The organism is Lascolabacillus sp. (assembly GCF_028696275.1).
GTDB lineage: Bacteria > Bacteroidota > Bacteroidia > Bacteroidales > Dysgonomonadaceae > Proteiniphilum > Proteiniphilum massiliensis.
In genome coordinates, this window is sequence record NZ_JAQVHI010000006.1 from 29702 (window position 1) to 42592 (window position 12891).

Below are 12891 nucleotides of genomic sequence, written 5' to 3' on the forward strand. Positions count from 1 at the left end.
ACAAAGTTTATTTTGAGTCATTTTGATTACTTTTGTGAAATAAAGTTCTCGATAAGAAAAAAATTAATATATGCAGGCCAGAAGTTTAGTCAACATCGGTGATTATGATCAGTGGGATATTTTTCGTATTCTAGAAAGTGCAACTAAATTTAAAGAGAATCCAAACCGTGATCTGTTGAAAGGTAGAGTATGTGCCACTCTATTTTTTGAACCATCTACACGAACACGCTTAAGTTTTGAAACCGCAGTGAATCGTTTGAGAGGAAGAATTATTGGATTCTCTGATTCAGCTACAAGTAGTTCAACTAAAGGTGAGTCACTAAAAGACACCATCATGATGGTCAGTAACTATGCCGACTTAATAATAATGCGACATCATTTGGAAGGATCTGCCCGCTATGCTTCTGAAATTTCACCAGTACCTGTTATAAATGCTGGTGATGGATCGAATCAGCATCCTACACAAACAATGCTTGATCTGTTTACTATTTACGAAACACAAGGTACTCTTGAGAACCTCACAATAACGATTGTAGGAGATCTGAAGTATGGTCGCGCTGTTCATTCTCTGATACAGGGTTTATCGTACTTCAATCCCACTTTTAACTTTGTTGCACCTGAGGAGTTGCATATTCCCGAGAAATACAAGTTGTTCTGCGACGAAAAAAATATTCCTTACAGAGAATACACTAACTTCTCGGCCGAATCTATAAATAGTGCTGATATTCTATATATGACAAGGGTACAGAAAGAGAGATTTACAGATCTAATGGAGTATGAAAAAGTCAAGAATGTCTATGTTCTTCACAATGAAATGTTATCAAAATCTAAAGAAAATCTTAAAGTATTGCATCCATTGCCAAGAGTTAAAGAGATAGATCAGAATGTTGATGAGAACCCAAAAGCATATTATTTCCAACAAGCAAAAAACGGAATGTACACCCGACAGGCTATAATATGTGATCTAATGGGAATAAGTGTGATTTAATTCAAGCACTTGTTTTGGAATATCTGTAAGTTAAAAGAAATAAATAGTTAGAATATATGGGAAAAGCATTACAAGTTGCCGCACTTGAAAACGGTACAGCAATTGATCATATTCCAACTGAGGCATTATTTAAAGTCGTCTCCCTGCTTCAGTTGCAGAGACTTGACAACCGTATTACAATTGGTAATAACTTAAACAGTAACAAGATGGGATCTAAAGGTCTAATCAAAGTCTCTGATAAGTTTTTCAAGGAAGATGAGATTAATCGTATTGCTTTAGTTGCACCGAATGTAAAACTAAATATTATCCGTAATTTTGAGGTGGTTGAGAAGAAAGAAGTTATCTTACCGGACGAAATTATTGAGATCGTTAAGTGCAATAATCCCAAATGTATCTCCAATAATGAACCAATGAAGACCAGATTCCATGTTACTGATAAAGAAAAAGTGGAAATACAGTGTCATTACTGCGAGATTAAAATTAAAAAAGAGGATATCGTTTTAATATAGAAACGATAGTATTTAGGTTATAAAATAAAATAAATTATGCCATTAAATTTACCCGATAAATTACCGGCTATCGAAATATTGAAAAAAGAATCCATTTTTGTTATGGAGGATTTACGGGCTTCGACTCAGGACATACGCCCTCTCAAGATTCTCATACTTAATCTCATGCCACTTAAGATCTCAACAGAAACCGATCTATTGAGATTACTGTCAAATTCACCATTACAGATTGAGATTGAATTCTTGGGACTTTCTACTCATACACCAAAAAATACTCCTATTGAACACTTGATGTCGTTCTACACTAATTTTTCTTCAATTAAGAACAGGTATTTTGATGGAATGATTATTACAGGTGCACCAGTTGAAATGCTTGAATTTGAAGAGGTGAATTACTGGAGTGAAATGACTCAGATATGCGACTGGGCACGAACTCATGTGACCTCAACTTTTTATATATGTTGGGCTGCTCAAGCAGCTCTGTACCATTTTTACGGTATTAAAAAATATCCTTTAGACAAAAAATTATTTGGAGTATTTAAACATAAGGTCAATGACCCTTCATTTCCGTTATTCAGGGGATTTGATGATGAATATTATGCACCACACAGCAGACACACTACACTCAAAGCCGAAGAGATAAAACAACATAACGATTTGACTATATTATCTGAGTCAGATGAAGCAGGTGTTTATATAGCAACATCACGAGGAGGAAGAGAGTTTTATGTGACAGGCCATTCTGAATATTCACCTCTGACACTTCATAACGAATACATTAGAGATAAAGAGAAGGGAATGGATAATGTTGCCCCCCCCTTAAACTACTATAAGAATAATGATCCAACTCAACCACCTTTAGTTAAATGGAGATCACATGCAAATATGTTGTATATAAACTGGTTGAACTACTTTGTTTATCAAGCCACTCCCTATAACATCCATGACATAACTTTATTGGGTAACTTGTAATAACTTAAATATTCGATCTATCATATACATCATAATATCTGCTTAGAAAGCCAAGTGAAGCTTTTATTTTAAGTCACAACCTGGCATGACATAGCTCTATACTATAATTTATGGTAACATTCATCCGAAAATATCGAATTTATATTATGACAGTACTTTTAGCTACTGTTATTATTCTTATAAGCAGGTTTATTGGATCAATAGATTTTGATAAATTTAAGATGTATTTATCAGAGATGCCTGGAATGTTTGCAGGAGTTGTAATTGCTTCATTAATATCCTACAGTGCATCTACAATTGCATGGTCTTTATGTTTAGGAGACGCAGGAAAAAAGATCTCATTTTCTTCACTTTTTATGTATCGGCATGTTGGTGAGATGTTATCTGCTTTTAATCCGACAAGTGTAATAGCAGGAGAAAGTCTTAAAGCAGCTATTCTATACAAAAAAGGAATTGATGGTACAAAAGGTGTTAGTTCAATACTTTTACATAGGGTATTATTTGTTATCTCAAGTGTTTTGTTAATGGTATTTTCTATACTATATTTAACTATTGATTCTATAACAAGTAATGGCACAAACTTTCTACTGATTATAATATTTATCATTATAATATTTGCTCTTTCTTTTTTGGTTTTAAGGTTTATTGTTCATCCTAAACTATTTATTGCTAAAACAATAGATAAACTAAGAAAAAAAACTAAGTGGAAATTTCTATCGAATAAATTGATACACTCTTCTTACGAAATGAATAGAGTGACCTCAGATTACTTCAGTGATAATAAGGGACGATTTCTTATTGCATTTTTATTATGTATTGTATATTGGATTTTCAGTGCTATAGAGTTTTATATAGTATTAATAATGATGGGACTAGACATAAGTCTGATGCAGACAGTAGTTATCGAAATGGGTGTCTCTCTATTTAAAACTATAGGAATGGTAATACCAGCTCAAATTGGTGTTGAAGAGTATGGTAATAAAGTAATGTTAGATGTTATAGGTGTTGAAAGTAACGAGATCTGGCTTGTGGTTACACTAATGAGAAGAGGTCGTCAGTTATTCTGGCTACTTATAGCTGGTATTTTCGCAATGTTAATTTCAAAGAAATCGAATATTAAATTAGGAAATAACAGAAACAGTGCATGACACTATACTTCTAGCTTAGTTATGATTTGTTACAAAATGAAAGAATTAGAATTTATAGAAAAACATCACTTGTAAAGTTATTCAATAGATGATAATTTTATGCAGACTGGCTTACTTATATATATATTCCGATTTGTATTTTTCAGCATTCCTGTTTCATTATTTATTTCATATACTTCTATCTTATTTTCATCTCTACTTGCTAATAAAAGGAATTTACCATTAGGTGTAATTACAAAGTTTCGAGGATGTTTTGCTGTAAGCTGATATCCAACTTTAGTGAGTAATCCATTATCAGTATTAATTGAAAAAATTGAAATTCCATCAGCATTTAATCTATTCGATGCGTACAGAAAGCGACCATCAGGAGAAACATGAATATCAGCACTACCTCTTGCGCCTGTAGTATCAGATGCGATTGTCTGAACTAAATCAGGAGTTCCATTATTATAATTAAACACCAGCACTTCACCTGATAATTCCCCTAGTAAATAAAGGAAACGACCACCGTCAGGGTGAAAATCAAAATGTCGAGGTCCTGTACCTGATGGAAGAGAAAATTCTTTCAGACTATTTTGTTGTAAAGAGGGCTGACCCTCAAATGGTGAATCCAATACTGAAATACGATATAGTTTGTCAGTTCCAAGATCTGTTGCAAAAATAAATTTACCATCAGGAGAATACATAACACTATGTAAATGAGATTTACTCTGACGAACAGAATCTGGACCATTGCCTTCAAAAAACAAAACTGAATTTGCAGCAGATATTATTCCTTCACTATTTACTTGAAATGTAGTAATACTGCCCCCGCTGTAATTAGCAGTATGAATATTTTCTCCTTTACTGTCTATGGTGATATAACATGGATCGGCACCTATTGTAGGTTGAAAATTAATTGGTGTGAGTAAACCTTTTTCTCTATCGAATGAGAATGAATTAACAAAACTGTTTTTTTCTCCACCCTCACAGACAGCATAAACAAATTTCATGTCGGGACTTAATGTCAGATATGATGGATTTTCCATTTCAACCATACTAATTGAGTCTGATGCTCCTGTTAATATATTTAATTTGTTTACATATATCCCTTTACTTCCATTCTCAGAAGTGTATGTACCAATAAGCATAAACATATCTCCATCATTGCTTTGCAATATAGATTCTACAGTTTGGTCTTCATCCGAATCTACCCTTTCATTAGACTTATTCCCAATACATGAAATAAGAGAAGTGATAATTAGCAGCATTGTTACAATTTTATTTATCATATTTCTTGATTTTTTATAGGTATTACGAAATTATATGAATTTTCTTGATAAAGGCTACTTATCAAAGAAATAATTCAGTAAATAAGAACAATACAAATAAAATATTTTGTAGAATTTGCGATAATAGTTGCGAATAATGCCGAGTCTGATTACTTTTGCAGTCTGTTAAATGAAGAGTTTTTTAAATAACAAATAAAATTATGCTAACCAAAATATTATCAATTACCGGACGTCCCGGATTATATAAATTAATCTCTACAAACCAAAACATGAATATCGTTGAATCCTTGATAGATGGTAAAAGGATCCCGGTATATATGCACGAAAAGATTGTAGCATTAAGTGATGTCTCGATGTATACAAATGATGGTGATATTCCTCTTAAAGAAGTATTTAAAAAAATAAAAGAAAAGGAGAATAGTAAACCTGTTTTACTTAACTCAAAATCATCTTCAAAAGAATTATTCAGTTTTTTGATAGAAGTCCTGCCTGAATACAACAAAGAAAGCGTTTACGCATCAGATGTTAAAAAACTTATTTCATGGTACAATATTCTTATTGAAAAAGGAATTGATTTTGAAACTGAGGAATCAAAGACTGAAGAGAATGAATTAGAAGAGCATGCGGAAAATGAATCTGAATTATAAGAGAATACACATTAGATAGTAATTTCACGATTCATCCGGAAGTATTGAAAATCGCATTGAATGAATTTATTGAATATTAGGGACCTTATCACACGTGCTGCTGCTGGGATTCTATACATACTAATTATTTTACTTGGTGTGTTAGGAGGAAGATATCCTTTTATTATAATCTTCAGCTTTATACTCGGCATTGCATTATTCGAATTTTACCGAATGATGGAGAAAGATACATCCCATGCTATTAGTAAGATTTTCAATATCACAATGGGCGTTTTGATATTCTTAGCTGCTTTCCTTTATCTGGAGAATATTTCAAAGTATTTACTGCCAGCAACAGTTCTGGCTTATTTTCTTATTCTAATTTCTTCCACAACCTTCATTAAGAGAGATGATGTATTGCATGGAATAATATACTCAGCTTTTGGACAGTTATATATAACATTACCATTATGTCTGCTTATGTTAATTTCATATTCCCAGCCATTTAATTATGGAAACAATAACTATGATCATATATTAATTCTCGCACTTTTTGTTTTTCTTTGGGTAAGTGACACAGCAGCTTATTTTATAGGATCTCTTATAGGTAAACATAAACTGATAGAACATATCTCTCCAAAAAAATCAATTGAGGGATTTATTGCAGGTATTTTTTTTACAGTCATTTCATCTTTTATTTTCGCAAAATTATTTCCTGATCTATCAATAGCTTTTTGGTCTATTTACGCAATAATAGTTTCTTTATTTGGAACACTGGGGGATTTGTTTGAATCATTAATAAAAAGAACAAGCTCTGTAAAGGACTCCGGGAATTTAATTCCCGGGCATGGTGGAATTTTAGACAGAATAGATAGTCTGATTGTTGCAATACCAGCCGTATTTCTATATTTTATAATTTATTTCACAATATAATTTTTTTTATTACAGTATCCTCTGCAAATTTTGAAATGGATATTTATTCTTTTTTTAAAACAAAAAGACCAGTTTGTACGTTTCAACAGTAACCAAAATAAAACAGGCAAAATGAACAAGAAATCGATTGGAACAAATGCCGGCATAATCTGGAATCTATTAAATAATAATCAAAGATGGAATATTAAGCAGCTATGTAAAAACTCTGGACTTTCAGAAAAGGAAGTATATAGTGCTATTGGCTGGCTTGCAAGAGAAAACAAGATCGAGATAGAGAAATCTTCTGATGGTGATGAGGATTTTTATTTAGTAATCGAATATTATTTCTGAATATTTACTTGAAAATATCGTAATAAAAAAGTCTGAAATTATTAGTTCAGACTTTTTTATGAATTATTCTAATCAATTATCACATAATTCCTTTTTCACTAAGACGTTTTTGCCAGTTCCATGCAGAAGCTATTGTATCTTCAAGAGATTCCTTCGCTGTCCAACCCAAAACATTATTAGCCTTATCCGGTTGTGCCCATATCTGTTCAATATCACCTTCTCGGCGGTCAACTATTTTGTAGTTTAGAGATACCCCTGAAACTTTCTCGAATATTTTTATTAATTCCAATACTGATGCTCCCTTACCTGTACCTAAATTAAAAATCTCTACTCTATCTTCAGATTTGTCTTGCAACATACGTTCTATTGCAACAACGTGTGCTTTTGCAAGATCAACAACATTTATAAAATCCCTTATACAAGATCCATCAGGAGTATTGTAATCATTTCCAAAAACGCTCAACTGTTCTCTGATACCTATTCCGGTTTGTGTTATATAAGGTACAAGATTTTGAGGAACTCCTATAGGTAATTCTCCAATCTCACCTGATGGATGAGCTCCTATGGGATTAAAGTATCTTAGAATAATACTTTTAATTGGTGCTCCTGAATGTACAAAGTCCTGAATTATTTCCTCATTAATCTGTTTAGTATTTCCGTATGGAGAAGCTGCTGGCTTAATTGGTGCATTTTCATCAATAGGATTTTTATCTGGTTCTCCGTAAACTGTACAAGATGAAGAAAAAACTATGCCTTTAACATTATTGTCTGGCATTAACTCTAATAAATTAATTAGTGAGACTAAATTATTTCGATAATACATTAATGGTTTATGGACAGACTCTCCAACAGCTTTGCTAGCAGCAAAATGAATAATACCATCGAATGAATTTTCTTTAAACAATAATTCTAAAGCATTTTTGTCTGTACAATCCATTTCATAAAACAATGGTCTAATACCTGAAATCTTTGCTATTCCATCTAATACATCAACATTTGAATTTGATAAATTATCAATTATTATTACCTCAAATCCAGCATTTTGAAGTTCTACCACAGTGTGAGATCCAATATAACCAGTTCCACCGGTTACCAAAATTTTTTGTGCCATATTACCTTAATGTTATTATTTTATTTTTTAACTTTCAAAATTACTAAAAATAAGGTTTGTTAGTATATGCATATAGAGTTATTTATAAATGTTTTATAATTGTTGCCAATTAAATATTATTCGTATTTTTGTTTTATAGGTAATTAAAGAGTTTGATTTGTTCCAAAGTTGAAAATAAGATATGACTGAATATGCTGTAAATGTATATTACAAAAAAGAGGATCTTCCCGAGCTGAAAGACATAAATTTTTTTCATTACACTTCATCGTTTGACTGGTATAGTAACTCACCTGCATATACCCCATTAATGATTGTTGCATTTGATAACAATAAACCTATAGCATCAGTTTTTGCAGTTATTATTAGAAGAAATAGTTTCTTACGAGGTTCATTTTTTAAAAGGTGTATTGTATCTCAGCAACCCTCTTTTTATGATGATAGTTTTTCAAAAATAGATTTATTCAATTCACTTATCAGACAACTTGTAAATGAGGTAAAAAATAAAGTTTTTTTAATTCGTTATGATAGAATCAATAGCACTGTATTTGGTTATAAAGGTTTTAGAGAAAATGGATTCTACTCTACCAAATGGATTAACATTAGAAACTCACTACAGAGAAAAAGAAGTATTTGGGATCAACTATCAACTACTAGAAAAAATCAGGTAAATAAAGCAATCAGAAAAGGAGTCAAATTAGAAGAATTTAATTCTGAAGATAATTTGCTTGAAATATATAAACTTATTGAAACTACTAATAATAAGAAAATATCTCATAGATTTCCACCTTATAAATACTTTGAGAACTTTTACCGATTTTATATTCTTAAAGGTAAAGGAACAATATTATTGACTCGGTTTCAAAATAAAATAATCGGAGGAGTAATACTAGGCTTTGAAGACAAAAAAACAGCTTATTGTTTATATTATTGGGGAAAATCCAAGCGATACAAAACTATTTATCCTACTATATTCACTCTTTACTCTGCGATGAAATTAGCCGAAGATAAAGGTTTTAAATATTTCGATTATATGGATGTTGGGTATATTAATAAAAATGCCGGTAGACCAAGATTTTTACTTCAATTTGGAGGTAAACAATCAGCTACCCGACGCTGGTACAGATATAATTGGGGAATACTTAACTTTTTAGCTTACAAATTTTATGATTAGTCTTTTTTTGTGAATAAATACAAATATCATAATTAATTATTAGAAATATCTACCATTTACACTAAATAAGATTAAAATAGACATATTACTTACCTCATAATTTGGAATTAATCATTCAACACTGTATATTTGCACCGTGTTTTTCATGGTATTAGATTTAAGGTTAACAATGAAGATTGGTTGTCGTGAGACAACCATTCCTTTTTTATATACATACCATTAATAATTCGATTTTCACATACAATTCTCAAATAATACAACTAGTCTAGTTTTAAATTATTCTTTTTCATCTTTGTCTTTGTATTTATCCCAAAGTCCCGAATATATTATTTCTTTGGTTTTATTAATTATATCTGGTATTGAATCCTCATTTATTTCATCTGAGGGGATGGGCTTATGAATAACAAGTTCTAACTTACCTGGATTCAAATTAAGAGTATTTCTTTTCAAAACATCAAATGAACCGTTTATTGTTAATGGAACTATCGGGAGATTCAATTCATGAGCAATGTAGTATGCTCCCATTTTAAAACGTCCCATTTTTCCAGTATGGGATCGTGAACCTTCAGGGAAAATAACCATAGAAATTCCATCAATAATCTTTTCTTTTGCATTTATTATACTTTTAGCTCGAGTATTGGGGGTTGAATTGTCAACAAATACATGTCCAGCTTTTTCAGAAGCATAACCCACAAAAGGTATCTTACGTAGGCTCTGCTTTTGCATCCAAATTATCTTTTGATTTAAAAAGCCATAAACCAGAAAAATATCAAATGCTCCCTGATGATTTGCCACAAAAATATAGGACTGTTTAGGATCCAAATTCTCATGCCCACTTGTTTTAACTCTGCATAACGATAACCAACAGGTGAGCATGCACCATAATTTTGGTGGATAGTAACCCCAGAATTTATAACCAAACAGTGTTGTCATAATCATGACAACTAATGCTGTAATTAGAGTAATCACAAAGAAAATTGGAACAAAAATTATCCAGTTATATAAAAAATATAGAATTTTTACCACAACTTTTATAATTCACAATAAACAATTTTACAAAAATAAAAAAAAGTAGTTGAATAAGGCAATTATATCAATTTTTCGATTGCTTTTGATTATAGGCTGCATTTAAAATATTTTTTATCACAAATAATTTCCTAGTTTGTTGAATTTTGTGTTTATTTGTGTTACGAAATCAATAACATAATTATTATACACACATGAAAGAATTTGCAAAATACATCGGCGTAATAGTAATGCTAATTGGCGTTGCTTTTTTGATCGTACCATTTTTTATGGGTACTATCACTAACACTAATCTAATCATTGGAATGGCCTTAATAATTAATGGTATGTTAGGATATATCTATACCAACAACATGAAAAAAGGCAATGTAGTTAGCAACATCCTTTGGGCAATTTTCTTATTTATTGTGCCGTTTATAATCTATTTCTTTGCCAAAAAGAATGCATATTCGGAAGAAGAATTAGCAGCATACAATTAATTTGATTTCATTTCAGACATCAATAAGACAAAATAAAAAAACACCCCGGAAATATGATTCCGGGGTGTTTTTTTATGCTTTCTCCCTCAAAAAATCTAATGCTTTCTTCATATCCTCCGGTGTATCGATAGAGATAGTTTCATGTTTAGTAATTGCCACTTTGATACGAAACCCATTATCGATCCATCTTAATTGTTCTAAAGATTCAGCTTTCTCTAATTCTGAAGGTGATAATTGAGTGATTTTTTCAAGTATATCAGTCCGATATCCATAAATCCCGATATGTTTGTAGAACTGATGTTTACTTAACCAGTTGTCTTGTTGAACATCTCTTATGAAGGGAATTACTGAACGACTAAAATATATAGCTTCATATTTCTTATTTAGGACTACTTTTGGTGAAAGTGGATTCATTAATTTTTCAAAGCCATCAGTTGATTTAAATGGTTTTACCAAGGTCGCAATTTCTACATCAGGAGCTGAGAAGCATTCAATTATTGAATTGATTTGTGAAGGAAGTATAAAAGGTTCATCACCTTGTATATTAATAACTACATCATATTTCTTATCAATCTTTGATATAGCTTCCATACAACGATCTGTTCCACTACGGTGATGCTGTGAAGTCATAACTACATTGCCTTGAAAATTCTGTACAGCTTCATATATTCGCATATCATCAGTTGCAACATATAAATCAGGTAAAACTTTTTGCACTTGCTCGTAAACTCTTCTGATCATTGGTTTTCCGTACATATCAGCTAATGGTTTGCCAGGAAAACGCGTAGATGCATATCGTGCTGGTATTATGGCAGCAACTCTCATATTATTTACTATAATTTAAATTGTTGTTTAATTCTACTTCCTTATCACATAAAGTTGAAAGTTTTCATAACGTTTCACTAATACTTCATCTCCTTTTTCAATCATACCTCGCAATGAAATAGCATCATATAATTGCCCTTCAATATTAACTTTACCAGAAGGTCGTAGAACAGTTGCTGCGAGACCTGTTTTTCCTACAATCTTAACAGGTTCTAATGGTACAGAGACAAAACCTTCTTGATCTGCATTTAAGGCTACATTAAGTAAAGGACCTTTCTTACCTATTCTGCTCATTAAGTAAATAATAAGAACGATGCCCATACCCATACCTCCAATGACAGTCATAAAAGCTTTGAATATTTCTCTGGCAGGTAATCCTTCAAAATTGAAATGTATATTACCTATGAGAGCCAGTATTAGAGAAGAGAGTACAGATATTATACCTAAAATTCCGGCTACACCAAATCCAGGTATAACAAATATCTCGAAAACTATAAAAATTAATCCTAGTACAAAAAGTAAAACTTCCCAATTTTGTGCATAACCTGTTAGATAAAGCGGAGTAAAGTAAAGTAATGCAGCACTAATTGCAATAGCTGATGGGAAACCAACTCCAGGAGATTGTAATTCAAAATAGATTCCTCCAATGATAAACATTATCAAAAATGCCTGAAATACACCGTTTGTTAGAAAACCTCTGATTTTATCATAAAAAGTAGGATTATAAATCTCAATAACGTAATCATTATATCCTAATTTCGAGACAATTACTTCATGTACACTTTCAACAATTCCATCACAATAACCAAGTTCTACTGCTTGACTTGCAGTTAATGTAAGAATTTGCGTTGAATCAGCGTAACCAGATATAACCAACCTTCTGTCAACCATAGCTTCCGCCACTAATGGGTCTCGTCTCCATTTAGTGATTGTATCTCCATTTTCTACTGTAATAGTTCTACCGTGACTCTCAGCAGTAGCTCTCATTATAGCTCTCATGTATGATTGATATTTATCCGGTGCCTCAGCTCCGGTTGCACCTTCTACAACTGTTGCCGCACCAATAGAAGAACTGCTCCTCATATATATACTATCACAAGCTATTGCAATTAATGCACCAGCTGATGCAGCATTCACATCTATATAAACATAAACCGGGATTTGAGTATTCAGAATTGCAGTACGCATTGAATCTGCCTCCAGAACAGCTCCTCCATAGGTATTCATATGCAACAAAATAGCATTTGCTTTTTGTTGATGCGCTTCGTAAATTCCATTTCTTAAATATATCCATGTATTACTACCAATATTCTCCTTAATATTTATCTGATAAATTATTGGTTTTATATCTTGAGCCTTAGTATCTATAGATAAGAAAATAAGAATCAATAGAAAAGATAAAAATATTTTTTTCATTAGTAAATGGATTATATCAACAAAGATAATAGAATTTACAATTATCTATTTATTATATATACTAAAGTCTTATTAAAACTAATATT

General features: G+C 31.6%; 14 protein-coding genes. 9 read left to right on the forward strand and 5 right to left on the reverse strand.

Annotated elements, in window-relative coordinates; translation table 11 throughout:
- Window positions 1-70 precede the first annotated feature (70 nt).
- The 4 genes from pyrB (at window position 71) to PHO43_RS02905 (ending at window position 3617) form a co-directional block, all read left to right on the forward strand.
- The gene (gene pyrB / locus PHO43_RS02890; protein ID WP_045089734.1) at window positions 71-988 is read left to right on the forward strand and encodes an aspartate carbamoyltransferase; all 918 of its coding nucleotides are present in this window, start codon (window positions 71-73) and stop codon (window positions 986-988) included.
- A 56-nt stretch (window positions 989-1044) separates the two neighbouring features.
- Window positions 1045-1497: an aspartate carbamoyltransferase regulatory subunit gene (gene pyrI, locus PHO43_RS02895; RefSeq protein ID WP_045089735.1), complete on the forward strand. Its 453-nt coding sequence runs from the start codon at window positions 1045-1047 to the stop codon at window positions 1495-1497.
- Window positions 1498-1533: 36 nt separating this feature from the next.
- Entirely contained in the window at window positions 1534-2469 is a 936-nt protein-coding gene (gene metA, locus PHO43_RS02900; protein ID WP_045089736.1) for a homoserine O-acetyltransferase MetA, read from the forward strand.
- A gap of 146 nt (window positions 2470-2615) precedes the next feature.
- Window positions 2616-3617 (forward strand): lysylphosphatidylglycerol synthase transmembrane domain-containing protein, encoded by a 1002-nt coding sequence (locus PHO43_RS02905; RefSeq protein ID WP_045089737.1) that lies wholly within the window; start codon window positions 2616-2618, stop codon window positions 3615-3617.
- Window positions 3618-3694: 77 nt separating this feature from the next.
- On the opposite strand, the gene PHO43_RS02910 is transcribed toward PHO43_RS02905, so the two are convergent.
- Entirely contained in the window at window positions 3695-4888 is a 1194-nt protein-coding gene (locus PHO43_RS02910) for a lactonase family protein (RefSeq protein WP_045089738.1), read from the reverse strand.
- Between the two features lie 200 nt (window positions 4889-5088).
- On the opposite strand from PHO43_RS02910, the gene PHO43_RS02915 reads away from it, so the two are divergent.
- The 3 genes from PHO43_RS02915 (at window position 5089) to PHO43_RS02925 (ending at window position 6777) form a co-directional block, all read left to right on the forward strand.
- The gene (locus tag PHO43_RS02915; RefSeq protein ID WP_045089739.1) at window positions 5089-5535 is read left to right on the forward strand and encodes a DUF5606 family protein; all 447 of its coding nucleotides are present in this window, start codon (window positions 5089-5091) and stop codon (window positions 5533-5535) included.
- A gap of 60 nt (window positions 5536-5595) precedes the next feature.
- Window positions 5596-6447, forward strand: coding sequence for a phosphatidate cytidylyltransferase (locus tag PHO43_RS02920; RefSeq protein ID WP_045089740.1), 852 nt, complete (start codon window positions 5596-5598; stop codon window positions 6445-6447).
- Between the two features lie 111 nt (window positions 6448-6558).
- Complete coding sequence (locus PHO43_RS02925) at window positions 6559-6777, forward strand: winged helix-turn-helix domain-containing protein (RefSeq protein ID WP_045090909.1); 219 nt, start codon at window positions 6559-6561, stop codon at window positions 6775-6777.
- A 79-nt stretch (window positions 6778-6856) separates the two neighbouring features.
- Here PHO43_RS02925 and galE read toward each other — a convergent pair whose 3' ends face one another.
- Window positions 6857-7888, reverse strand: a complete 1032-nt coding sequence (gene galE / locus PHO43_RS02930; protein ID WP_045089741.1) for a UDP-glucose 4-epimerase GalE — start codon at window positions 7886-7888, stop codon at window positions 6857-6859.
- Window positions 7889-8195: 307 nt separating this feature from the next.
- Here galE and PHO43_RS02935 point away from each other — a divergent pair, with 307 nt between their 5' ends.
- The gene (locus PHO43_RS02935) at window positions 8196-9059 is read left to right on the forward strand and encodes a peptidoglycan bridge formation glycyltransferase FemA/FemB family protein (protein ID WP_197271966.1); all 864 of its coding nucleotides are present in this window, start codon (window positions 8196-8198) and stop codon (window positions 9057-9059) included.
- A gap of 276 nt (window positions 9060-9335) precedes the next feature.
- Here the strand turns inward: PHO43_RS02935 and PHO43_RS02940 are convergent, their stop codons facing one another.
- Window positions 9336-10085: a lysophospholipid acyltransferase family protein gene (locus PHO43_RS02940; protein ID WP_045089743.1), complete on the reverse strand. Its 750-nt coding sequence runs from the start codon at window positions 10083-10085 to the stop codon at window positions 9336-9338.
- 230 nt (window positions 10086-10315) lie between these two features.
- Here PHO43_RS02940 and PHO43_RS02945 point away from each other — a divergent pair, with 230 nt between their 5' ends.
- A complete protein-coding gene (locus PHO43_RS02945) occupies window positions 10316-10564 on the forward strand; it encodes a hypothetical protein (RefSeq protein WP_288011237.1) in 249 nt (82 codons plus the stop codon).
- A gap of 72 nt (window positions 10565-10636) precedes the next feature.
- Here the strand turns inward: PHO43_RS02945 and kdsB are convergent, their stop codons facing one another.
- Complete coding sequence (kdsB, locus tag PHO43_RS02950; protein WP_045089745.1) at window positions 10637-11389, reverse strand: 3-deoxy-manno-octulosonate cytidylyltransferase; 753 nt, start codon at window positions 11387-11389, stop codon at window positions 10637-10639.
- Window positions 11390-11422: 33 nt separating this feature from the next.
- Window positions 11423-12805 (reverse strand): NfeD family protein, encoded by a 1383-nt coding sequence (locus tag PHO43_RS02955; protein ID WP_053826219.1) that lies wholly within the window; start codon window positions 12803-12805, stop codon window positions 11423-11425.
- Window positions 12806-12891 lie beyond the last annotated feature (86 nt).